The sequence below is a fragment of the Acinetobacter gerneri DSM 14967 = CIP 107464 = MTCC 9824 genome (assembly GCF_000368565.1).
Lineage (GTDB): Bacteria > Pseudomonadota > Gammaproteobacteria > Pseudomonadales > Moraxellaceae > Acinetobacter > Acinetobacter gerneri.
Window position 1 is genome coordinate 311,935 of record NZ_KB849545.1, and the last position, 22,817, is coordinate 334,751.

A 22,817-nucleotide genomic window follows, 5' to 3' on the forward strand; every position below is an offset into this window, starting at 1 on the left:
CTATCTTCAGGATTGAATGAAAATACGCATTTCAAATTTCGTGTATTTTAACTTTCAATCGCTGCTGCTTCGATGTGCTGATGTTCTTTGGCTAAATTGAGATATTTCAAAGCTGTTTTTTTACTTTTCTTCACGCCTGTACCATTGCTATATGCTTGATACAATTCAAAATATGCATCGACATCGCCCAAACCTGCAGCTTCTTTCAGATAATCAATCACCATTTGCCAATCTACTTCGCCAGCCAAACCATTCTTATGATGTTGTGCGAGTAAATAGTAAGCTCTAGGTACAGCTTGATCTTTAGCCTTGTGTAACCACTCAAGCGCTTGTTGCATTTGGTCGCGTTTTTGCTCTAAAACATACATACACAACATGGCTTGAGCATGCCCTTTTTCGGCAGAAGAACTTAATAACAGATGATGTGATTCGTGCTCGATCGGGAAAGTCATCGACAATTCAAACTCTGCATCAGGATTGTACTTTTGTGCCGCTTGATCCAACCAATACAAACCTAAATCTGAATTTTTCTCAGTTCCCAAACCATAGCGATAACATTGAGCCAAAGAAAATTGTGCTTCAGAATGCCCCTGCGTCGCAGCTTGAGTGAGTAAATTAAATGAATCTCGTGCAGCTTTTTGTCTTTTTACCTCATCTTCAATAAGATCAATATCTTGCAGGATTTCGATTGCAGCCAAATAAGCTGCTTCGATATGCCCAAATTCCGCAGCTTTCAGTAAAAATTCATGTGCGATTTCTCGTGAACCATTCGCAGATTGTTGTTCAATAATGGCACGGACAAAACAACCAAATGGACTATTTTGTTCTTGAGAAGCTTGGGCATATTTAAAAGCTTTTTCTTCATCGCCTGATTTTATATAGCTATATGCCAAAATTGCACAAATAAAACTATCGTCATTCGCCAATGCTTCAAGTGCAGACTGCACCTGTTTTTGTGGGAAAATATCTGATTCGACCAGATATTTTAGGCTTTCTTGATGTTTGTTTTTTACATAACTATCAATCAATGTTTGCAATGAATCTTCTGCATGATTTTGTTTGATCAAACTCAAAATTGCATCAGGATGCTTGAGCTCTATTGCTCGTTTTAGATGCTCATCCGCCTTCTGTAAATTGACTACACCTTTGCTCTCTTCTTGATAAAGCTGAGCCAACATCCATTCAGCATTTGCATCATTCGACTGACAAGCAAGCTCAAAAAACTTCACCGCTAACGTGCTATTTTGATCAACATAGTGACCGTTTAGATACCAAACACCAAGCAAATAACTTGCAGGAGCATAAGCTTGATTTGAGGCATCAACCAGCTTATTGACCCGTTGCTGAGCCTCATCTCGATCACGTGCTATTGCCTGCTGTTCTACCGCAATAACCCATTGATAAATCGCTTCTGGATGGGTAAGCCCTAACAAATCACGCTCGATATTTTCAGCATTTATTTTATCTGATGTATTCAACAACATCTTATATTCCTAAAGTTTTACATATACTTTTAATCAATATTTATCTTACCCCATTATTTTAAAATTATATAAAAATATAATCTTTTTATTGTGATTGTTTCTGCTAAGCCTATCTGAGTTTTTCAGGTATTTGAAATACGATTAACTTTGATTTTACACAGCAAAGGTCTCTACAAAAATGTTAAGATGTTAAAAAATTCAATCCTTGGTCTATATGCAAAACTCCCAACTTCTTGCGGTGATGTTCATGGTTTTATCCATGATCGCCTATCAGATTAGCGCGTCTTTTGCGAAACAATTATTTGAAGTTTTAGACCCTTTAACGGTTGTAACATTGCGACTTTGCTTTGCCTCGATCATCATTTTTGTGATGTTCAGATCATGGAAAATCATTAAACGATTGCCCGATCTCAAATGGAAAGATCTACTCCTCTATAGCGGTTCAGTCTGTTTGATGAATGTATTGTTCTATTCTTCACTGGGGCTTTTACCTCAAGGCATCGCTGTAGGTATTGAATTTTTAGGACCATTGACCCTCGCACTACTCTCAATTCAACAAAAGTCAGATTATCTTTGGGTGGTTTTAGCGATCTTTGGTATCGCCTTAATGGTGCCTTGGCATGATGCGGCAGGACACAATTTTTCTTATCTCGGTGCATTTTTTGCTTTAGCTGCGGGAGCGTGTTGGGCACTGTATATCTATTATGGTCAGCGCGTCGTTCGTCAAAATATCGGCTTACATGCCTTGACCATAGCGATTGCCCTTTCTGCAATGGTACTTCTGCCAATCACCGCGATCCGAAATCCTACTCAATTATTTGACACACAATATTGGATCTATGGGATTTTGATTGCGCTCCTCGCTACTGCGATTCCTTATGCCTTAGATTTAATGGCACTTAAACGTTTAAGCAAATTGAGTTACGGGACATTATCAAGCTTATCTCCTGCGATCGGTGCGATTGCAGGCATGGTTTTATTGAAAGAGCATATCACGGTATTTCAGGTGATTGCCTTGGTATGCATCATGCTCGCGTCGATCGGCGTGACGCTACGCTCAAGCAAATCTATTGATTGAAAATATAAATGTTCTTAGGCTGATACAAAAAAGGATGGCTCATGCCATCTTTTTTATTGAGTCTGTTTTATTTGATCAATGATGTGAAATAGATCTAGACTAACTTCCAGTAAAGATTTGATAAGCCAGTTTTACGATCAACACGCTCACCAAAATCAAGAAAATAATGCGGATAAAACCACTACCGTATTTTAAAGCCATTTTCACGCCAACCAATGAGCCTGCAACGTTAGAAACAGCCATCGTCAAACCCAGTGCAAATAGCACATGACCTGTTGGAATAAAGAAACTTAAAGCTGCAAAATTGGTCATAAAATTACCAATTTTAGATAATGCAGAAGCATTGATAAAATCAACTTTCAAATAGCGGATAAAGTAAAAAATGAAAAAACTGCCCGTTCCCGGTCCAAAAATCCCATCATAAAAACCAATGAGTAGACCGCCTACGCCTGCGAGAAAGAGTATTTTAGGCGTAATGCTTTGCTGAAAATGCACTTGACCAAATTGCTTTTTGGTAAAGGTATAAATCGCAATCACGATCAGCATAAACAGTACAAAAGGTCGCAGTACTGATGGAGGAATCATCGAAACACATGCTGCACCACCAAATGAGCTGATAAATGCAGTTACCCCGATGACAGCAAGCAATTTCCATTGGATTTTGACTTGACGCATATAGGACACAGCAGCCGATGCTGTACCACAAATTGAGGCTAATTTATTGGTACCAAACACTGTTGCTGTAGAGAAATGAGGTAATGCGCCCATCAGTGCAGGAATCTGTATTAGCCCACCACCACCAACAGCAGCATCAATAGCACCTGCGCAAAAGGCAAAGAAAACCAAACTGAGAATGGTATGCGCTTCTAGTCCAAAGACAGAATTGACCAAACTCAGTATTGAATGCATATCCATACATCATTACTCTAAATTAAGAACACGTTTCGGAATCAAACGCTTTTTATCTGAAATTTCCGCCAAACCAAGACATTTTTCACCATCAAAAACCAACACTTGAGCTTCAGCAGGATGCTCTATATTGCTTTCCATACCACGTGAAAAATATTCAGCGCGCCCTTCTGGTACTTGGACTTGAGTAAAATGTTCAACGGGAGAATAAACTGCTAAAAGTAAAGCTTCTCGTTCTTGTTCTGTTAAGCTTTCCAAATACTCAATAGTATATTCAGGAATAATATCAAAATGCCCTGTTTGGATTCTGTGTAACATTGTTAAATGCCCGCCACAACCCAAAGCCTGTCCAATATCTTCACCCAAAACTCGAATATAAGTTCCTTTCGAACAAGTCACATCAAGGGTTATTGAGTTTTCATTAAAATCAAGCAATTGCAAAGCATAAATCGTGATCGGGCGAGCCTCACGTTCAACCTCAATACCTTTACGAGCCAATTCATATAATGGTCTGCCTTGTTTTTTCAGGGCAGAATACATCGGTGGAACTTGCTCAATATCACCACGAAACTGTGCTAAAACCTGCTCGATTTTATCTTTATCGAGTACAGGCACATCTCTTTTTTCGAGTATCTCGCCTTCAACATCACCTGTAGCTGTCGTTTCACCCAGCTTGACAGTGGTTTGATAGCGTTTAGTCGAATCCAGTAGATAATGTGAAAACTTGGTCGCTTCACCCAAACAAATAGGTAATAAACCACTTGCAAGAGGATCTAGCGCACCAGTATGCCCGGCTTTATTTGCTCGATATAACCAACGCACTTTTTGCAAAGCTGCGTTTGAACTCAAACCTAAGGGTTTATTCAACAAAAAAACGCCACTTATGTTGCGGCGCTTAATCTTTTGATTTTGGGTAGGCATGTCAAATATTCAACAGTGTTCTATATTCTAGAGCTGCATTTTACCAAATTTAATCATCAGTTTTTACAATTTTTCTCTTTGAAAATAGCTTTTAATCACCGATGATTTTGCCATTCAATAAAAATAATAGTTTTAGGAATCATTCAATATGCAAGGGATGCAAAAAAAATATATCTGGCTTATTTGCAGTCTAGTGATTGCCAGTATTTTAGCACTAGTTTATTGGTTAAAACCTGATTCATCCACACCCACTCAATCCAATATGCAAAGTAGCCAAACTGCAAATATTGAATCATTTAGCACACAAAAAATTTCAGCACAGGCACAATCATTCGCTTCAAAAAGTCAGCAAGACACTCAGGTCAACTGTCAAATTCGATCTGATGCATCCAAGCACTTAATCGTCAATGAACAAACCAAAGATTGTTTTGAATATTTCCTCACCCAATATGGCGAGAAAAATATTGAACAAATCAAAGCCGATTTTTTAAAATTTGTTCAATCCAATTATGAAAATCCCTTAAATGCTGAGCTTGATGATCTTTGGCAACGTTATCTCAAATACCGTAATGATCTAGGTCATTTACAAGCGAGCCAAGTCGAGCAAAATGATGCACTGTACTACCGAAAAATATTTAGCAAAATAAACGATTTAAAGAAGAAATATTTTTCAGCTGTCGAAATTGCGGGGCTCTTTGGTAATGAGGATCTCTATAACAATTACACACTCAATCGCATGGATATTTTGGCTGACAAAAATCTAAATGCAGCAGAAAAAGCCAGTAAACTCAAACAGCTTTCGGATGGATTACCACAAGATTGGCAAGAGAATTTAAAACAAATCAATCAACTCGATGACTTAAGAAAATTAACCGCAGAACTCAAAGCTAAAGGTGCCTCGGCACAAGAGATTCACGATATGCGTACTCAACTTATTGGACCTGAGGCAACACAACGCTTCGAAAATTTAGACGCACAGCGCAGTGATTGGTCAAACCGTGTCAATCAATTTTTATCAGCACGAGATAACATTATGCAAAGTAGTATGAGTGATTCAGCTAAACAAAGTGCGATCAGTCAACTTCGCAATCAACAATTTAACCCACAAGAATCTTTACGGATCCAAACTTTTGAAAATGTTCACGATCAAGGAGGAAAATTACCGTTTGCTCAATAAGCTGTTTTAAATGGTATTTTAAAATCCCGATAAAAAGGGAAATCACCTTTAAAACAAAGATATAAAATATAATCACTTACAGAAATAACTGTAAAACACACATCGAAAAACAAAAAGAGTAATCCAGTATGAAAAAGAAAATCAGTTTACTAGGGCTAAGTTTAATCTGCGGATTAACGGCTATAAATGCACAAGCATCAGGGCTCCAGAAAGTCAACGCAAGCTATGTCAGTTCAGACTATGCAAAAACCAAATATCCGATCGTGTTTAACCACGGAATGTTTGGTTTTTCTCGCTTGGGTACATCAAGTCTGGGGGTCGATTATTTTTACCAAGTGCTCCCAGATCTCGCTCGTAACGGAGCAAATGTTTATGCGACGCAGGTTTCCCCTCTTGAATCAACTGAGGTTCGAGGCGAACAACTTTTACAACAAGTCGACGAAGTATTGGCTTTAACTGGTGCTCCAAAAGTCAATCTCATCGGTCACAGTCATGGTGGACCCACGATTCGCTATATTGAAATCGTTGCACCAAACAAAGTTGCATCCTTGACTGCTGTCGCAGGAACAATCAAAGGTTCAAAAGTTGCAGATGATATTTTAAATAACAAAGCTGCCAACCTAGTATTGACCATTGTTGGACAATATCTGGTTGCACCTTTGGAAACACTTTTAGAAGGCAATCCAAATCTGCCAAACAACTTAAATCGTTCATTGCAAAGTATTAGTGAAAAAGGTTCGACAGAATTTAATGCGAAATATCCGAGTGCAGCAATTCCAACCGATTGCGGTAATGGACAAAAAGTAACAAGTAACGGGGTTTATCATTATTCTTGGACGGGAACAGCACAAATTACCAATATATTAGATATTGCTGATTCGGCGATTTCCCAACTTGCGCCATTATCTTATAAAAACTCTGATAATGATGGCTTAGTGAGTCGTTGCAATACTCATCTTGGACAAGTGATTCGTGATAATTATTATCAAAGCCACTTAGATGAAGTGAACCAAGTTTTAGGACTAAAAGGATTATTTGCACCCAATCCAGTCGATTTGTTCCGTCAACATGCCAACCGCTTAAAACTTGAGGGCTTATAATCTCAAATACTTTTATATTTGCACAAAAAAATGCGCTAAAAAGCGCATTTTTTTTAAATCACTACAACTCGAATTAAGCTTGAGCTTTACGAGCTGGTAATTTTTCACGAATACGTGCAGCTTTACCAGACAATTCGCGTAGGTAGTAAAGTTTAGCACGACGAACGTCACCACGACGTTTCACTTCGATTTTAGCAACGATTGGTGAATGTGTTTGGAAAACACGTTCAACACCAACACCGCTAGAAATTTTACGTACAGTGAAAGCAGAGTTCAAACCACGGTTTTTCTTCGCGATTACAACACCTTCAAATGCTTGAAGACGCTCACGGTCACCCTCTTTTACTTTAACTTGAACAATTACTGTATCACCTGGTGCAAAAGCAGGAATATCAGATTTTAACTGTGCATTTTCAACAGCTTGAACTAAAGGATGTTTACCACTCATTGAGGGAATCTCCATGTGCGGGACAGAAGAGGTCTGTGCTACCGCTGGGGATAGAGGCTAAATCGCATATCGACCCGTTTATCTTTCCCTTTATTGCCGAAAACTCGAATCAATAAAGAGCCTGAAATGAATACTTAAATAGTTTAAGTATCTAAATTTTTTAGCCATTTCTTTTGCTGCTTGGTCAACTCAACTTTTTCTACCAACTCAGGTCGGCGTTCTAAAGTTCGTTGATAACGCTGCAAAAACCGCCATTTTTCAATATTGGCATGATGTCCCGATTTTAAGACTTCAGGAACATCCAAACCTTCAAAATGGTCTGGCTTGGTATATTGTGGGCAATCTAACAGACCATCCACAAATGAATCTTGCACGGCGGATTGTTCATCTGACATCACATTCGGAAGTCTCCGAATAATACTATCCAATAAGACCATCGCAGGAAGTTCTCCACCTGATAAAACGTAATCTCCAATTGACCATTCTTGATCAACATATTTTTGGATCAAACGCTCATCAACCCCTTCATAACGACCACAAAGTACAATCAATCCATCATATTGGACAAATGCTTGTACTGCGGGTTCATTTAAGGTTTTTCCTTGAGGTGACATATACACCACAGGAGCATGAACACAACCTGCTTGCGCTGCAAGCTCTTTGGCATGGTTGATTGCTTTGCTTAACGGCTCTGCCATCATCACCATGCCCGGACCACCACCAAATGGACGTTCATCCACTCTTTTATAGTTGCCCGTCGCAAAATCTCGTGGATTGATACAAGTGACTTGTACAATGTCACGCTTTTCCGCGCGTCCGCTAATCCCGTAGGCTTTGATCGCTTCAAACATTTCAGGAAAAAGCGTAATGACTGCAAAAAACATCGCAGACTCCTCTATTTTCCCGCTGCGTTAATCCAAAAAGGATTAATAATCTACGCCCCAATTTACGTAAATACGACCAGCTTCAAGATCAACGCGCTGTACCACATCTTTATGCCATGGAATCATACGCTCTTCGCCATCGATGCTATCGCTCGTTGCACGAACGACCATGACATCATTAGCACCTGTCTCAAACAGTTCATGGATTTGACCGAGATTAACTTCTTGTTCATCTTCATTTAAGCCTAACACTGTTAAGCCTTTTAAATCTGACCAGTAAAACTCATCCACGTCTGCCTTAGGCAGTTGAGCTTTTGAAATCCAAATATTAGCACCAACTAAGTTATCCGCTGCAGTACGATCACTCACACCTTTAAGCGCAACAACCAAGCCTTTGCCATGTGGTTTCCAGCGTTTCACATCTACAATTTGCCAACCTGCTTTGGTCTCAATGTACCAAGGCAAGTAGTCAAATATATTGCTCATAGGTTCTGTATTGGAATAGACCCAGAGCCACCCATTTAATCCATATGCTGAACGTAACTGTCCAATCTGAATACGATCTTCGGGTACATTCTGTGTTGGTGTCATGGGCTACCTACGCTAATTAAATCAATAATTAAGCAGTAGCTGCAGCTTTTTTAGCTTGAGCAGCTAAAGAAGCAACACGTTCAGACGGTTGAGCGCCTTGAGCAACCCAATGAGCAAAACGATCAGCATCTAAACGAAGTTTTTCTGCTTGACCTTTAGCTGTAGGGTTAAAGAAACCAATACGTTCGATGAAACGACCGTCACGCGCATTGCGGCTATCAGTTACGATAACTTGATAGAACGGACGTTTTTTAGCACCACCGCGTGCTAGACGAATTACGACCATGATACAACCTTATAGTTTTTACGGATTATCCTTGTACCGACCATCGATACAGCTCAAACCCCTTTCATAGAGGGCAGTATTTTACGTTATCTTTGCTATGAAAGAAAGATCAAAATTTAAGTTATCTGTATTTTGGATTTTAAATTTATTTACCGTCCCAGTTTGAGGTCGTTGTGAGGGTGCAAAGACGATTTTCAGCCCAACATTTTTGACCTTTACTATTCATCAACAAACTTCCATCTTTGGCTTGGGTCGTACCTGCGATCGGTGTTGCGATCAATTGCCAACTTTCGCTATTGAGCTGGTTATTTTCATCTAAAGGAGATAGGCTCAAAGTATACAAAGCTGTACCGCGCACAGGATAACGGCTTTGCAGATCAAAGTCTGAAGCTTGAGCTCCGATCACACTAAAATGTGCAACTTTATAACGTTGAATATTGTGGACGATATCTTGCATGGTCACTTTCATTTCCACACGCTTGGTTTTTCTGACCTGATTTTGATAAGACGGATAGGCAATCGCAAGTAATATGCTGATGATACAAATCACAATCATCACTTCTATTAAATTAAAGCCAGTGCATTTATTACTTACCATGGCTCGCTCCCTGCTCCGCAATTTGAAAAGCTAAGCTCAGTTGCATCTAGGTTTTTGCACTTTATACCCGTACTGGTCATGAGAAATTTATAATTTCTAATATCATCAGTACTGGCTTTAATCACCCAATTGCGCCCGATCGCACCTTGATCTGTAAGTTTTTTGGAAACATCATCTCCATCAACGATGCTCAAATCGTACTTTTGTTTGGCAACTTGGATAATTTCATTTTCTGTATAGTTAAAACCTTGATAATTAAAATTTCGCGCCTTATGTCGATCCAGTTGCAAAGCGATATCCTGCACAGCCTGTTCAGCTTTAGATGCCCATGATTTACGGATAAAGTACTGATAAGACGGGATAGCAATCGTCAGTAAAATACTCATCATCACGATTACGATCATTAACTCAATAAGCGTAAAACCTTTGTTTGAAAATAATATTTTCATGACTTCACCTTATTGAGTGCGCTCATACCAACGCAGTACCCGAACCTTTAAAGCGGTTTTAGGTGAATCAGTCCAAATCGAATTTTTTGTCGATATGTCCGTATTTGTCACTAAACTTCGACTTAGAGCATCCTCAGCTAATGGACCAACGCTTCCGCCAACCATTCCCGAACCCAAACTGAGTCGATAATCACTCGCAGCACCTGAACCACACTGCCCAAATGGCATACAAAACAGAGTCATAAAACTACCGCCTGCGACCCCAGCGCCGCATTGATCTGTCGTTCCAGAAGCACTGGCATCAAATGTATTCACATACATCCGATAATTCATCACAATTGGACTATCAGTGACTTTTTCAGTCTGAATACGACTCTTTTTGAATGGGTAATACCAACCCGCATTATTTTCAAAGGTTGAATAGACTGAGTTTTTTGAAAAGCGATTGTTATCATCTAAAAGATATAGATAGGCATTTGAATCATTCAGCCCACGAATTGAAATATCATGACTAAGCAACTGATCATTTTGATTTTTATAATTATTATCAACAACATCAAATAAGTCTGATCGCACGACATCTTTATCATAAATGTTGTAGATTGCATCATCTAAATAACTAGAATCACTCGCATAATCCGCCAATGGTTTACTACGATTTCCACTTCCGATTGAAATCACTGCCACAATTTTGCCATTTTCACTATAGGTCGAAAATGCAGGAGCTTCATAAAACCGTGGACTATTTGCAGATTTATTTAAATTTAAAAGCCGGACTGGTTTTTTGGAAAATAAATTCGCATTATTTTTTCCTGCTGTATTGTTCAGATCAACTCGCCAGACTTGCCCTCCCAAATCTCCAAAATATAAATGATCGACCAAACCATCGGCATTACGATCCACTGTCTTGATTTGGCTCACCACACTATATTTTAGATCTTCATGATAGCTGCTCAAATTACTTGCGACATTTGCACTGGCAGTCCAGAGCAATTCACCTGTTTCAGCATCAAACATATATACACCAGCGCCGATTTTTGAACGCTGCTGATAGTCTTCATATTCATAGCCTTTATATTTATCAGTCGCATTTTTACTGGCATCAGTTCCGTCACCTTCAGCATCATAACCACCGCCTACAAACATCACTCGTTTTTTATAACCTTTCCAGTTAACCCACGCGATGGTGGGTTTTGACCAACTTTGCCCCATACAGCCGATTAAATTTGAACTTGAACATGACCCTTTTGGAATGATTTGAAATTTGAGTTTCGGTGCATCGATATCAGATAGATCAAGTGCATAGTAACTTTTACCTCCCATGCGTAGACCACCATAGAGGACTTGACGACCTTCTTGTTCGTATAAACCTTTACCCACAGTAACGGCATCATTTGGAGCTAAAACATATTCTGTATCTGCAACCCACGGCGCATCAACGCCATAAAATAAATGACTCACGCCGCCCGAACTCAACTCAGGACGTACAAAAGCCAGTTTTTGGTTCTCGACCATTTCATTTGGCACAAAAGCTAATTTTTCGACACCGCTATCCGCATCAACCACATGCAGTAGACCTTGAGTTGTGCCAAACACCACGTAGTTTTGACGGTTGGAATAAACTGAATCTTTAACTTTGGCATAATTGGTGATCAATAAAGGTGAAGAATGCATCACTGCACCTATCTGTCGAAGTTCACTGGCTTGCTGCAACGTGGTTTTATTTATGTTTTCCGGGTGAGTTGCATCAACATCAAAGCCAAGTAAAGAAACAAAATAACCTCGACTTGGATCTTGGTTATTGCTGTCAATCAAGTCTGATAAAGACAATTTAACCAGACGATTACCGTTATAATTGTCAGATGACTTGGTAATATCTCGATTGCTATACAGGATACGATTTGCAGTTGAATCAGATCGATAACCTAAAGCCAATTTATCAACAACGCCCCCCAATAAACTACTCGGTCTTTGATCTTGGCTCGCAACTGAGCTCAATGCCCATAAATCATGAGCGCTATCTAAACTGCCAATACTATTTAAATTATATTTTTTTAGATTGCCAAGCCAAAGTTGATAAACATCATTGGGTTTGGGTTGAAACTGCGGATAATAAGATACGTTTTCCAATTTGGTTTGATTGAGTGGGTCATTTGCGATCGTAACTTTACCCGTGGTTAAAGGTTTTACTTCCGTATTTAGCTCTCCCAAAAAGCTATTTACACTATCCACAATATCTTGAGAATTTGAACCCGAATACCAACCGCCTTGACCATATATACCCCAAAGAAAGGTATTTTTAATATTTTCATTTAAATTGCTAATAGAGTTTATTTTATTAATATTTTGTCGAATTGTTTCTGTTTCATTTTTTGTCCCATCAATATTTCTCACAACATCATAAGCCAAATTATTGGTCACTTGAAAACTACGTCCAAAACCGACGACTGCTGTTTTTATAGCTAAACCTGTGGGGTTTGTTTGATTACTACTCGTAGTCCCGTTGATATTTTTCCCCAACAAAAGCTGAGACATATCACTGATACAAGACCAACCTGTAATACCTCCAGTTTCCTTAAATAATGTACCTGAACATGATAAAGCCGAAGCATAAGAATTGCCTAAAGCCTGTCTCATTAACGAGCCAGCAAAATGGCTACTAGAACTATTCGGCAGACCATCAGTTAATACATAAATCCCTTGCCCACTACACTCTTTCTGTCCACTTTCCACAATTCCAGTAAGTGGCGAATAATATGAGGTAGGACTGGTCTTTTTTGCATCTAATGCAGAATAGCTAAATCCACTATAACCATTTGTTGAAATTTGAGAATAAAACGTTCCTTTATAACCTGCATCTGGTCCTTCTACATTCGCTGTTCCAGGAGTTAAACCCTGCACCATTGATGAAGCGTAACCCGCATAATTTATCCCCCAATCGGCACAACTTGTACCATTCCACTGCACACAAATATGGTAATTCGAATTATTATTTTGCACGAACGTATATGGATAGCTTTTTTGATCCACAGAATCAATTGTGGTTGTTCCCAATAAATATGATGCAACTTCAGCATAAGCATTTGCGGTAGGTGTACCACCACTCACACTCATGCTTGCAATTGCATTCAATAATGCTTGTCTTTGGCTGAGTACCCCACTCAATTTTTCACTTAGCGCCCTTGCAGGTATAACAATATGTCCTGTACGACCATTGCCATTACTCGAAAAAACAGCTAAACCAATAAATTTATCTTCGGAAATCTCGCTTACGCCCTTCGCACTATTTCCCTGTAATAAATCAAATAACCCATCTTTTAATTTAGTTATTCGATCATAACAACGATATCCACCTGAGACTTGTTCACAATTGTTCTTTACCAAAGTATTAGAAGAAGCACTTGCAGTAGTGACATAGCAAAAATTCCTCGAATATGATGGCGAGGTCGTTGAAGCAATAAAATAAGCGGTATTATTTTGAAATGACGACAGTCCCAACCCATTGATTGGTGATGTTGTTTGCGATGCTGTGCCACAACTGGTTAACCCATAATCATCAGAATAACTCGAACCACTGGCTGTTAAAGCTGAACCCATACTCCCAGATAAATCAAGCATCAACATCAAGGTCGTACGAGCTGCACTTGCAGATTTATAAATTTCAATATCGCTGGCATCAACGCTTGTAGACATTCCCCCTGTATAAGAAATAATGGCTGAAATGCAGACTGCCAAATATCTTCTTTTAGCATGATGACTATTCTTTTTTATTAGATTATTCACTATATTAGCCCCATTATATAAAATCCTGACTTAACATATATTCAGTGGTATAAGTCGCAAAAGGTACATTTAAATTAGTTAAACAAGTGGTTAAACTTTTTTGAGAATTTTCTAAATACACTGAAGAATTGTTTAAACATTGGTTGATTTGACTCGTGCTTGCTCGACTGAGCGTAGGCATCAATGAAACTGCATTTATTATAATTTTTGAATCAGGCATCAATTTTGAACTTGCACTATCCGTACCTCGAGTTTGTCCCGCAAAAGGCATGTCATTATTTACTATGGTTTCTTCTGGGCTGATCACTGAAATCTGTGTCATTACGACTTTACGCCCACTAGTAAAATCATTTTCCCGATCCAGTTGGCATACGCCTTGTTGCGCTTGAGTCGACAAAGATGAACTAAAGCTCGGTGTAGTTGAACTATCAGCAAATTGTTGATCCTCACCTTTGAGGCTAAAAGTTCCGAAATGCAGTAGATCAAAAAATTCTTTTTGCGTGCCCTTATAACAAAACAGCATTTCATCACCGCGATATTTCCCAGTGATCAGCCCCAACATGCCAGTTACATCTAACAATTGCGGATCTTTTCTTACCTTTTCTTCAAATTTAAAATGTGCTGAATCCGAATTTTGCAACAAAAGTTGCTGTGCCTGACCATTGGTGGCGACATTTAAAGAAACTAGACTTTGACGAATGGCGAGCGTGCCAATGATCGTGACCATCAACAAAACCAACATGACCATGAGCAATGTATGGCCTTGATTATTTTTCATTAACATCTTGCTCCCGATCCCCCAATCCATTTCGCAAAGCCACGTGCTGTGTAATCACCTGTCGGATATATCGGGTTGAATTTGTATTTGAGTTCACTTTTACGGTCTTATCTAAAACCTTGTATTGATCCAAATTGTTGTTATTTTTATATGCCCCAACTGAACTTGGTGACCGTGCCAGCACTCCTATCGAAACTGCCACGATTCGAGGTTTTACGCTTTGGGCATTGTAAGTGGCGATATCCATGAAACGTGTTTGTTGACTGAGATTAACCACTTCTAAAAGCACTCGAAAATACTCAACGCGTTTCATAATGACTTGGCTATTAAGCCCCAAACCGTCCATTTTTTTATTTTCGATATAACGTCCTGCATCGCAAACCAGAGCCAACTTACTCGGTTCAGTACTTTCAGCATTGCTATCTTCACGTAAAAAATAACGCTGAATCACCATACTGCCATCAGGCTTTATCTCACTACCTTCACAGTCAACGCCTGCTACAACAGGCTTATATTGGATGACCAAAACATCACTTTTTAGACTTGAACCGCTGCCTTCCGTCACCGCAGAAGGTCCTGTCACCGATTTACTGAGATAGTCACTACTCAAACCATCCTGCACAGGTACATTGGCTTGACTAATGACGACTCCTCCAAGATTAAGGGTGTCATTGATTGAAGAACGGGGATTATTGAGATTGGCAAAACGGATATCATGCACAATATAGTTCAAACCAAAATTTGCGTTATCTTGCAGATCGGAACTGCCTTGTTGCATCAAATAACTTTTATGCCCTGTGATAAATATAATAAGTGCAGCAGAAAGAATGATTAGACCTAAAGCAATCGAAAGCATGAGTTCTAATAGGGTCTGTTGACATTTGTTGCCTAAAAAAATAGCGAGATAGTAAAATTAAATCGCCAAACCCAATTTTACCCCCGCTATGCCTCGTACAATGCTGAATGATCAACACTGGTCTAAGTTACTTTCTATTTTCCGTCACTTTAATATTTATCTCAAACTAAATTTAAGAAATTTTATCGAAGCTATTCTATTTCGTATCAGAACAGGTTGTCCTTGGAGAGATTTACCTCAAGAATTTGGTAAGCCAAACTCTATCTTTAAGAAATACAATCGTTGGTCTAAAAATGATAAGTTTATGAATATTTTTAAATTATTTAGTAAACATGCTGATAAAGAATGGATATTTATTGATGGTAGCCACGTACGGGCACACCAGCATTCTTCAGGTATTAATAATCAAGATATTTCCAAAAGTATCGGTGGTAATAGTTCAAAAATACATTTAGCAGTTGATTCTAATGGTAATCCCATTGAGTTTATTATTTCAGATGGAACTTCCCATGATATTAAGATAGCCCCTGATCTGGTATCAAAATTAGATTTAACTGAATCAGAAATATTATGTGCTGATAAAGGTTATGACTCAGACAACTTCAGGACTCAAATTGAGCAAACAAAAACTAAGTCAAATATTCCTAGAAAATCAAACACTAAGTCTAACAATGATCATATGGATTGGCATATCTATAAAATCAGGCACTTAGTTGAGAATTCATTCTGTAGGTTAAAACAATTTAGAGGAATTTCAACTCGATATGACAAGCTAAAGCGTAATTATCAAAGTGCTGTCGCTCTTGCTTGTATATTTATTTGGTTACCATTGTAGGTTAAGTTCCATACTGCAAATGTCAACACACCCTAAGGTAAATCCTTTGTTATTCATCAATATGCCTCCATGATCAAACAAGTTGAATTTGTCTGATACTTACTTCCATCCGTACAATCTTGTAACTCACTACCATCAGTTGCACTGGTTTCACCCCAAGCGACATAAATGCACTTACGTTCATTTTCATTGCCATTACAAGGCAACATATTGATGCTCATCGCAAAACTTTTGGCACTGGCAACGACTTGAGAGGCATCAAAAACTGCCAATTGACTTGCATCACAATAATTTTGATAACAACTTGTAGAAGCCACATTTTGAGATTTTGCAACAACAATGAGTTTGGGATATGAACTCAATTGACTCGGGTTGACACGCATTCTTTCAGCCAAATCACGGGCTAAATTCATCGCAATAACTCTGTTTCCTCCTTCACTGTTGGCTTCAATGGCTCTATATTGCAACGCCAAAAAACCCAATACCCCAACAGCCAAGATAACCAGTGCAATCAATACCTCAACCAGTCCTACACCGTGTTGTTTTTTGAGAGAAATGAACATTTAGCATGTCCCCTCTTGAATAGATTCGATCACACCAATACGACTTATCATGATTATTTTGGAGCTTGCATCAGCCGAATCAAATGCACAGATTTTAAATATACGATCCCCTTCGCTCACTAGACCGGTCATTTCAAAATGAATATCCGAACCTGTTTTAAGTTTGGCTTTACCAATGGGTTGCCAATTGAAAATTTCATTGCTGTCTGGAGCTGATGAATTGAGCTTAACGGTGACCGCATGACGTTCCAAAATAGCCGTAGAACGAGCTTGATTTAAGGTCAAAACCAGCAATCTAGTACTTTTTTCTAGATTCTTTTTTTGTATGATCTGATTGAACGAGGGCGCAGCCAAGGCGACCAAAATCCCCACGATCGAGATTGTCACGATCAGTTCAATCAGGGTAAACCCCCGCCCCATATGCATTGCCCCATCTACATATTTAAAATCAATATAAATTCCCCAATTTATATTTTTATCTTAGATATTATTTTTACAGAACCAATACAATTGAGATAAAAGGCATAAAAAAACAGATAGTCGGAAAGCGACTATCTGTTTTTTTTATAAATCAGATTTTTATTAGACTTGATTCACAAAAATACGTAATTCTTTTGGTAGGCTAAAGGTAATATTTTCTTCGCGACCATCCAATTCTTGCGGTGCTTGTGCACCCCAATCACGTAAACGTTGGATTACTTGCTTAATCAATATTTCAGGTGCAGATGCACCAGCCGTTACCCCGATTTTGCTCACACCCTCAAACCATTTTTGGTCGAGTTCATCGGCATTGTCTACCAAATAAGCATGTTTCCCCATGCGTTCAGCCAGTTCTCTTAAACGATTTGAGTTTGAAGAATTCGGTGAACCAACTACCAACACCACATCACATTGCGATGCCAAATCACGTACCGCATCTTGGCGGTTCTGTGTCGCATAACAAATGTCATCTTTACGAGGACCTTGAATATTTGGGAATTTTTCACGTAAGGCATCGATCACTTTTGCAGTGTCATCAATCGATAAGGTGGTTTGGGTGACAAAAGCTACTTTTTCAGGGTTACGAATATCTAGTGAAGCAACATCTTCTTCATCTTCAACCAAATAAATCTCACCACCATTTTTCTTGTCATATTGTCCCATTGTCCCTTCAACTTCAGGATGACCTTCATGACCAATCAAAATCGCTTCTGTACCTTCACGGGCATATTTGGTGACTTCAATATGAACTTTGGTAACCAATGGACAAGTTGCATCAAAAACTTTTAAGCCACGGCGTTCTGCTTCTTGTTGAACGGCTTTAGATACACCGTGCGCACTAAAAATAACGATATTATCATCAGGGACTTCGTCTAGCTCATCAACAAAAATTGCACCACGCTGACGAAGATCATCCACAACAAATTTATTGTGAACAACTTCATGACGAACATAAATTGGAGGATTGAAACACTCTAGTGCTCGATTGACGATCGCAATTGCTCGGTCTACACCTGCACAAAATCCTCGGGGATTGGCCAACACAATTTCCATAAGACCCTCAATACTGACTCAGCTATTAACAACTTTAAAATAAAAAATGCAAACAAATTGCGTGTAGCTATTTTGTTTGAATCTCGTCTGCTCTAAAATAGAGAAGATATTTTATCATATCAGGAAAAATATCATGTCGGGTCTATTGTTTGTCGTTTCTGCTGCATCAGGAACGGGCAAAACATCTTTAGTTAAAGCGTTGCTTGAACGTGTAAGCAATTTGCATGTTTCAGTTTCTCATACGACCCGTGGTCAACGCCCTGGCGAACTCAATGGCGTACATTATCACTTTACATCAAAAGATGATTTTCTAGGCCAAGTCAATGAAGGCGGTTTCATTGAATATGCTGAAGTTTTTGGCAATTATTATGGGACGTCACAAGCCACTGTTCGTGAACAACTCGCCAAAGGACATGACGTTTTACTTGAAATTGACTGGCAAGGTGCTGAACAAGTTCGTAAACTTTTCCCAGAATCAAAACAAATCTTTATTCTTCCTCCAACTCAATTTGATTTGCGTCAACGCCTATCCAATCGTGGCACAGATTCAGTTGAAGTGATTGAGCATCGTTTAAGCTGTGCTGTTGAAGATATGCAACAATATGTCAACTTTGATTACATTATTATCAATGATGATTTCAATAAAGCGTTGCATGAACTCGAAGCTGTAGTAAATGCCAATCGTTTGACTTTAGCGCAACAAGCCAATCGCCACAAAGATTTGATTCAAAAATTAATCACACCACAATCGTAAAGAAAAATGCGGGTTTGCTTAGGATTGATATGGATAATCTTAAGATTGGTGTGGATAAAACTTGAGTCTCATGCGAAAGCATTTTATACTTCGCAGTCTATTTAAAAAATTTGTATTCAAACGAGAATTCTTATGGCACGCGTAACCGTTGAAGATTGTTTAGACCATGTAGACAACCGCTTTGAGCTTGTACTAGTGGCAAGCAAACGTGCGCGTCAGCTCGCTCGTCAAGGTATTGAGCCTACAGTTGAATGGGACAATGACAAACCTACAGTTGTTGCTTTACGTGAAATTGCAGCTGGTCATGTGACTAAAGATATCTTGAAACAACGTGATCAAGATTATCAAACTTCAAGCCTTGATCTTGCACTTTCTGCAAACAATTTGAATCTAGAAGGTTTTTCTTTCCAATAAGATCAATTTTCTAAAAAAAGCCTAGTTAAAAAAACTAGGCTTTTTTTATTGGGTTTTTATTGCTTTTTTATTGAGAATTATTCGACATAGCATCGACAAAACCCAAAATATTTGTTAAAAAAAATAATAATTCTCTCGTCTATAAATTGACAAGCAAGTCAATATGCTTTTCATTATAGGGGGTAGGAAATAAGTTCCGTTTTTTGTATCAGGATAGGTGTTATATGCCAGGCTCCGATGTCAGCCAAGCCAAACGACAACTCAATATTATTATCGACGCATATTTAAAACCAAATGACGTTGAGAGTGTTCTTGCGGCCTGTGATTATGCTGATATTGCACATTCAGGTGTAACACGCAAAAGTGGTGAGCCGTACATTTTACACCCAATTGCGGTGAGTTGTATTTTGGCGCATATGCGTTTGGATGCTGATACTTTAAAAGCAGCGTTATTGCATGACGTGATCGAAGATACCGAGTTTTCTAAAGATGACATCACTGAAAAATTTGGCAAAGTCGTTGCTGAGTTGGTTGATGGTGTCACCAAGCTTAGCCATTCAAGCGATAAAGAATACAATAAAGCCGCAACTTTTAGAAAAATCTTGCAAGCGACTTTACAAGACCCTCGTGTCATTATTATTAAACTCGCTGATCGTTATCACAATATGACTACTTTGGGTGCGCTACGCCCTGATAAGCGTGCGCGTATTGCCCAAGAAACCTTTGATATTTTTGTTCCGATGGCGCGCCTCGTGGGAATGAATGAAATGGCGGATAACCTTGAACATCTGTGCTATCAAAACCTTGATCTTGATATGTATAACAATGTTCAGGAAAACCTCCTGATTACCAAACCCGAACGATGTAAATATCAAACCATTTGGGAACAAAATCTCGCTGACTTGCTCAATACCTATAGTATTCAGGGTCGTATTAAAAAGAAAAATAATAATATTGAACTACTTAGACACTTTGTTAAAAATGAAATCGACTTACAAGAACTCACGCATAGCCATGCTTTCGAAATTATTTTACAAAGCATTGCTGACTGTGACCGTCTAGTCGAAGCATTACGTGAAAATTTCAAAGTTTTGCATTTTGAAGATCATATTCGTCGCCCATTGCCTGGTGGCAACCAATCGTTGATGATTCGCTTAAAAGGTGAAAAAACCACATTATCACTTACGATCCAAACTGAATTGATGCGTAAAGCAGCACGTTTTGGTGTGGTTCTGGGTGAAAATGCACCTCAGGCATGTCGTTCTGCAATCCAAGCATCGATGAAAAATTTAAACATTCTGATCGGTGGGGATTGTGCAAAAACCACATTTAATGATTTGCTTGATTATTTGCATCAAGAAAAGATTTGGGTCTATACCCCACATGGTCAATTGCATGAGCTTCCTCAGGGTGCGACTGCTGTAGACTTTGCTTATTCGGCTAGTTTATTTTTAGGTAATCATGCTGTAGGTGCCAAGATTAATGGTGATATCAAACCATTATCTACACCGCTTGTGAGTGGACAAGTGGTTGAAGTGATTACTGATGTATTGGCTACACCAAATCCTGACTGGCTCAGTTTTGTAAATACACAAAAAGCTCGCCGTTCGATTCAAAATATTCTCAAAGAACAAGATCCTGAAGAACAACGTCTGGTCGGTCAACAAGCCCTTAACCGTGCTTTAAAATTGTTCAATCGCTCAGTTAAAGATTTGTCTGAGGAGGATTGGACCGATTTACTGCAGTGGCGACATATAGAAAATAAAGAAACCCTGTATGAGCAAATCGCTGTAGGTGATTTATTACCCCAGTTGGTTGCCAATCATCTTTATGCACAAGATCAAGCGGACGATACACCAAGTTCTGACCGTTTAATCCAAGGTACAGATGGTGTCGATGTAAAATATGCGCATTGCTGTAATCCTGTTTTAGGTGATCCAATCCAAGGACATCTATCTCGTCGAGGATTGATCGTACACCGCGCACGTTGCCACAATCTCATGCACGAGCAACATATGCATCCTGAAAATATCATGGCACTGCATTGGACCTCCGAAGATGAAGATGATGTTAACTTCTCTGCTTATCTCAGTATCGACATGTTGCTCAGTGATGAACAAATTTCTGAGTTGATTTACCTATGCCGTAAATCAAAAACAGGGGTTGAATCTGTACGTGCTCACGAAGATAAAACCTATGTCAATATCGTGGTAAACAACCGTAATCAAATTGCCCAAATCATCCGTGAACTACGTATGCATTTTGGCTTCCCACGTATTACACGTCTGGCGATGCCTCTTGCCATCAATGAAGTATCTAAAGCTTGTTAATCAGATAAACCGATGATGGCTTTCACGAACAGCAGTCATGGTCTATGATGAAATGAGATCAAATAAAGGAGAAAACGATGTCCCGCCAAGTCATTCATACTGAAAATGCCCCTGCTGCTATCGGAACTTATTCACAAGCGATTTTAGTAGGCGATACACTTTATCTTTCAGGGCAAATTGGTTTAGATCCATACAGTATGGAATTGGTTGAAGGAATCGAAGCTCAAATCCGCCGTGTTTTTGACAATATTAAAGCGGTTTGTGAAGCAGCAGGTGGTTCACTTGCAGATTTTGCAAAACTCAATATCTTCCTAACTGACTTATCACATTTCCAGCTGGTCAACCAAATTATGGGTGAATATTTCGCTCAACCTTATCCAGCACGTGCTGCACTAGGTGTTGCAAGCTTACCTAAAGGTGCTTTGGTTGAAATGGATGGTATCGTCATCATCAATCAAGCTTAAATTCTAAATATTTGATTTTATAAATATTTTAAATACCACCGATCAGGTGGTATTTTTTTATTCAAAAAGCCAATCAACATAAATGAGTTTTTAAATGAATTTCATTGACAAACAAGAATAATTATCAATAATATCTCTTATCGCATTTAACTTTGTGGTTAATTCTCATGTACGTTTGCTTATGTCGCGGTATTACCGATCAGGATATCAAAGACGCTGTTGCTAATGGCGCAGAAAGCTATCGTGAAATTCGTGATATGCTCGATCTCGGGACCTGCTGTGGACGCTGTGCACCCGAAGCTCGTGGTATTATCAATGAAGAATTAGCTGAAATTGCAGCACGAATTTCTGTTGCTGCATAAACAAAGTACTCAAAACAATACTGTTTTTAGATGGCCTTATGACCATCCTCCTCCCCCGCTTGACTCAAGGCGGGTTATTTTTTTCTAAAATTTTTATTAAATCGTTTTTCTATTGTATTTGATTGCGATTTTCATTTGCCGTTCTATAAATTACTCGTAAGATTTTCAGGACTTGTTTAAGATAGGCTTATACATTGTCTTTTTGCGATTTAAAGACAAG

General features: G+C 38.9%; 24 protein-coding genes. 9 read left to right on the forward strand and 15 right to left on the reverse strand.

Annotated features, from left to right (window positions below; translation table 11 throughout):
- Positions 1–47: 47 nt before the first annotated feature.
- The gene (locus F960_RS16525) at positions 48–1,484 is read right to left on the reverse strand and encodes an SEL1-like repeat protein (RefSeq protein ID WP_004867739.1); all 1,437 of its coding nucleotides are present in this window, start codon (positions 1,482–1,484) and stop codon (positions 48–50) included.
- 214 nt (positions 1,485–1,698) lie between these two features.
- Here F960_RS16525 and F960_RS16530 point away from each other — a divergent pair, with 214 nt between their 5' ends.
- Positions 1,699–2,562: an EamA family transporter gene (locus F960_RS16530; RefSeq protein WP_004867742.1), complete on the forward strand. Its 864-nt coding sequence runs from the start codon at positions 1,699–1,701 to the stop codon at positions 2,560–2,562.
- 99 nt (positions 2,563–2,661) lie between these two features.
- Here the strand turns inward: F960_RS16530 and F960_RS16535 are convergent, their stop codons facing one another.
- Together F960_RS16535 and truB are read right to left on the reverse strand one after the other, a co-directional pair.
- Entirely contained in the window at positions 2,662–3,477 is an 816-nt protein-coding gene (locus F960_RS16535) for a sulfite exporter TauE/SafE family protein (protein ID WP_004867744.1), read from the reverse strand.
- Between the two features lie 6 nt (positions 3,478–3,483).
- The gene (truB, locus tag F960_RS16540) at positions 3,484–4,392 is read right to left on the reverse strand and encodes a tRNA pseudouridine(55) synthase TruB (protein ID WP_004867746.1); all 909 of its coding nucleotides are present in this window, start codon (positions 4,390–4,392) and stop codon (positions 3,484–3,486) included.
- A 148-nt stretch (positions 4,393–4,540) separates the two neighbouring features.
- Between truB and F960_RS16545 the strand changes: the two genes are divergently transcribed.
- The gene (locus F960_RS16545; protein ID WP_004867748.1) at positions 4,541–5,569 is read left to right on the forward strand and encodes a lipase secretion chaperone; all 1,029 of its coding nucleotides are present in this window, start codon (positions 4,541–4,543) and stop codon (positions 5,567–5,569) included.
- A 128-nt stretch (positions 5,570–5,697) separates the two neighbouring features.
- Positions 5,698–6,669, forward strand: coding sequence for an esterase/lipase family protein (locus tag F960_RS16550; RefSeq protein WP_004867750.1), 972 nt, complete (start codon positions 5,698–5,700; stop codon positions 6,667–6,669).
- Positions 6,670–6,742: 73 nt separating this feature from the next.
- On the opposite strand, the gene rplS is transcribed toward F960_RS16550, so the two are convergent.
- The 9 genes from rplS to F960_RS16595 form a co-directional block, all read right to left on the reverse strand.
- Positions 6,743–7,117 carry a 50S ribosomal protein L19 gene (gene rplS / locus F960_RS16555; RefSeq protein WP_004867752.1) on the reverse strand — a complete coding sequence of 125 codons (375 nt, stop codon included), beginning with the start codon at positions 7,115–7,117 and terminating at the stop codon, positions 6,743–6,745.
- A 143-nt stretch (positions 7,118–7,260) separates the two neighbouring features.
- Complete coding sequence (gene trmD, locus F960_RS16560) at positions 7,261–8,001, reverse strand: tRNA (guanosine(37)-N1)-methyltransferase TrmD (RefSeq protein ID WP_004867754.1); 741 nt, start codon at positions 7,999–8,001, stop codon at positions 7,261–7,263.
- A gap of 42 nt (positions 8,002–8,043) precedes the next feature.
- The gene (gene rimM, locus F960_RS16565; protein WP_004867756.1) at positions 8,044–8,592 is read right to left on the reverse strand and encodes a ribosome maturation factor RimM; all 549 of its coding nucleotides are present in this window, start codon (positions 8,590–8,592) and stop codon (positions 8,044–8,046) included.
- A gap of 28 nt (positions 8,593–8,620) precedes the next feature.
- Positions 8,621–8,878: a 30S ribosomal protein S16 gene (rpsP, locus tag F960_RS16570; protein WP_004867757.1), complete on the reverse strand. Its 258-nt coding sequence runs from the start codon at positions 8,876–8,878 to the stop codon at positions 8,621–8,623.
- A 145-nt stretch (positions 8,879–9,023) separates the two neighbouring features.
- Positions 9,024–9,476, reverse strand: a complete 453-nt coding sequence (locus F960_RS16575) for a type IV pilin protein (RefSeq protein ID WP_004867758.1) — start codon at positions 9,474–9,476, stop codon at positions 9,024–9,026.
- Positions 9,470–9,925, reverse strand: a complete 456-nt coding sequence (locus F960_RS16580; protein ID WP_004867762.1) for a type IV pilin protein — start codon at positions 9,923–9,925, stop codon at positions 9,470–9,472. The genes F960_RS16575 and F960_RS16580 overlap by 7 nt, the downstream gene beginning before the upstream one ends.
- A 9-nt stretch (positions 9,926–9,934) precedes the next feature.
- Complete coding sequence (locus F960_RS16585) at positions 9,935–13,708, reverse strand: PilC/PilY family type IV pilus protein (RefSeq protein WP_004867766.1); 3,774 nt, start codon at positions 13,706–13,708, stop codon at positions 9,935–9,937.
- Between the two features lie 13 nt (positions 13,709–13,721).
- Complete coding sequence (locus tag F960_RS16590) at positions 13,722–14,486, reverse strand: hypothetical protein (protein ID WP_004867770.1); 765 nt, start codon at positions 14,484–14,486, stop codon at positions 13,722–13,724.
- Positions 14,476–15,342, reverse strand: a complete 867-nt coding sequence (locus F960_RS16595; RefSeq protein ID WP_004867772.1) for a PilW family protein — start codon at positions 15,340–15,342, stop codon at positions 14,476–14,478. The genes F960_RS16590 and F960_RS16595 overlap by 11 nt, the downstream gene beginning before the upstream one ends.
- 88 nt (positions 15,343–15,430) lie before the next feature.
- On the opposite strand from F960_RS16595, the gene F960_RS16600 reads away from it, so the two are divergent.
- The gene (locus F960_RS16600; protein WP_004855273.1) at positions 15,431–16,177 is read left to right on the forward strand and encodes an IS5 family transposase; all 747 of its coding nucleotides are present in this window, start codon (positions 15,431–15,433) and stop codon (positions 16,175–16,177) included.
- A 56-nt stretch (positions 16,178–16,233) separates the two neighbouring features.
- On the opposite strand, the gene pilV is transcribed toward F960_RS16600, so the two are convergent.
- The 3 genes from pilV to ispH all read right to left on the reverse strand — a co-directional run bounded on the left by pilV (position 16,234) and on the right by ispH (position 18,273).
- Positions 16,234–16,740, reverse strand: coding sequence for a type IV pilus modification protein PilV (gene pilV / locus F960_RS16605; protein WP_004867774.1), 507 nt, complete (start codon positions 16,738–16,740; stop codon positions 16,234–16,236).
- A complete protein-coding gene (locus F960_RS16610; protein ID WP_020846498.1) occupies positions 16,741–17,160 on the reverse strand; it encodes a pilus assembly FimT family protein in 420 nt (139 codons plus the stop codon).
- A gap of 162 nt (positions 17,161–17,322) precedes the next feature.
- Positions 17,323–18,273 (reverse strand): 4-hydroxy-3-methylbut-2-enyl diphosphate reductase, encoded by a 951-nt coding sequence (ispH, locus tag F960_RS16615; RefSeq protein ID WP_004867778.1) that lies wholly within the window; start codon positions 18,271–18,273, stop codon positions 17,323–17,325.
- Between the two features lie 133 nt (positions 18,274–18,406).
- Here ispH and gmk point away from each other — a divergent pair, with 133 nt between their 5' ends.
- From gmk to F960_RS16640, 5 genes are all read left to right on the forward strand, one after another.
- On the forward strand, positions 18,407–19,027 hold the full coding sequence (gene gmk / locus F960_RS16620) for a guanylate kinase (RefSeq protein ID WP_004867781.1): 621 nt from the start codon (positions 18,407–18,409) through the stop codon (positions 19,025–19,027).
- 132 nt (positions 19,028–19,159) lie between these two features.
- Positions 19,160–19,441 carry a DNA-directed RNA polymerase subunit omega gene (rpoZ, locus tag F960_RS16625; protein ID WP_004867784.1) on the forward strand — a complete coding sequence of 94 codons (282 nt, stop codon included), beginning with the start codon at positions 19,160–19,162 and terminating at the stop codon, positions 19,439–19,441.
- A 224-nt stretch (positions 19,442–19,665) separates the two neighbouring features.
- A complete protein-coding gene (locus tag F960_RS16630; RefSeq protein WP_004867786.1) occupies positions 19,666–21,771 on the forward strand; it encodes a RelA/SpoT family protein in 2,106 nt (701 codons plus the stop codon).
- Between the two features lie 77 nt (positions 21,772–21,848).
- The gene (gene ridA / locus F960_RS16635) at positions 21,849–22,235 is read left to right on the forward strand and encodes a deaminase RidA (RefSeq protein WP_004867788.1); all 387 of its coding nucleotides are present in this window, start codon (positions 21,849–21,851) and stop codon (positions 22,233–22,235) included.
- Between the two features lie 167 nt (positions 22,236–22,402).
- A complete protein-coding gene (locus tag F960_RS16640; RefSeq protein ID WP_004867789.1) occupies positions 22,403–22,597 on the forward strand; it encodes a bacterioferritin-associated ferredoxin in 195 nt (64 codons plus the stop codon).
- Positions 22,598–22,817: the final 220 nt, after the last annotated feature.

Bases quoted from the DNA above. Each gene is read 5' to 3' on its own strand.
- F960_RS16525 (WP_004867739.1), bottom strand. From the start codon at position 1,484: ATGTTGTTGAATACATCAGATAAAATAAATGCTGAAAATATCGAGCGT.
- F960_RS16530 (WP_004867742.1), top strand. From the start codon at position 1,699: ATGCAAAACTCCCAACTTCTTGCGGTGATGTTCATGGTTTTATCCATG.
- F960_RS16535 (WP_004867744.1), bottom strand. From the start codon at position 3,477: ATGGATATGCATTCAATACTGAGTTTGGTCAATTCTGTCTTTGGACTA.
- truB (WP_004867746.1), bottom strand. From the start codon at position 4,392: ATGCCTACCCAAAATCAAAAGATTAAGCGCCGCAACATAAGTGGCGTT.
- F960_RS16545 (WP_004867748.1), top strand. From the start codon at position 4,541: ATGCAAGGGATGCAAAAAAAATATATCTGGCTTATTTGCAGTCTAGTG.
- F960_RS16550 (WP_004867750.1), top strand. From the start codon at position 5,698: ATGAAAAAGAAAATCAGTTTACTAGGGCTAAGTTTAATCTGCGGATTA.
- rplS (WP_004867752.1), bottom strand. From the start codon at position 7,117: ATGAGTGGTAAACATCCTTTAGTTCAAGCTGTTGAAAATGCACAGTTA.
- trmD (WP_004867754.1), bottom strand. From the start codon at position 8,001: ATGTTTTTTGCAGTCATTACGCTTTTTCCTGAAATGTTTGAAGCGATC.
- rimM (WP_004867756.1), bottom strand. From the start codon at position 8,592: ATGACACCAACACAGAATGTACCCGAAGATCGTATTCAGATTGGACAG.
- rpsP (WP_004867757.1), bottom strand. From the start codon at position 8,878: ATGGTCGTAATTCGTCTAGCACGCGGTGGTGCTAAAAAACGTCCGTTC.
- F960_RS16575 (WP_004867758.1), bottom strand. From the start codon at position 9,476: ATGGTAAGTAATAAATGCACTGGCTTTAATTTAATAGAAGTGATGATT.
- F960_RS16580 (WP_004867762.1), bottom strand. From the start codon at position 9,925: ATGAAAATATTATTTTCAAACAAAGGTTTTACGCTTATTGAGTTAATG.
- F960_RS16590 (WP_004867770.1), bottom strand. From the start codon at position 14,486: ATGAAAAATAATCAAGGCCATACATTGCTCATGGTCATGTTGGTTTTG.
- F960_RS16595 (WP_004867772.1), bottom strand. From the start codon at position 15,342: ATGCTTTCGATTGCTTTAGGTCTAATCATTCTTTCTGCTGCACTTATT.
- F960_RS16600 (WP_004855273.1), top strand. From the start codon at position 15,431: ATGCCTCGTACAATGCTGAATGATCAACACTGGTCTAAGTTACTTTCT.
- pilV (WP_004867774.1), bottom strand. From the start codon at position 16,740: ATGTTCATTTCTCTCAAAAAACAACACGGTGTAGGACTGGTTGAGGTA.
- F960_RS16610 (WP_020846498.1), bottom strand. From the start codon at position 17,160: ATGGGGCGGGGGTTTACCCTGATTGAACTGATCGTGACAATCTCGATC.
- ispH (WP_004867778.1), bottom strand. From the start codon at position 18,273: ATGGAAATTGTGTTGGCCAATCCCCGAGGATTTTGTGCAGGTGTAGAC.
- gmk (WP_004867781.1), top strand. From the start codon at position 18,407: ATGTCGGGTCTATTGTTTGTCGTTTCTGCTGCATCAGGAACGGGCAAA.
- rpoZ (WP_004867784.1), top strand. From the start codon at position 19,160: ATGGCACGCGTAACCGTTGAAGATTGTTTAGACCATGTAGACAACCGC.
- F960_RS16630 (WP_004867786.1), top strand. From the start codon at position 19,666: ATGCCAGGCTCCGATGTCAGCCAAGCCAAACGACAACTCAATATTATT.
- ridA (WP_004867788.1), top strand. From the start codon at position 21,849: ATGTCCCGCCAAGTCATTCATACTGAAAATGCCCCTGCTGCTATCGGA.
- F960_RS16640 (WP_004867789.1), top strand. From the start codon at position 22,403: ATGTACGTTTGCTTATGTCGCGGTATTACCGATCAGGATATCAAAGAC.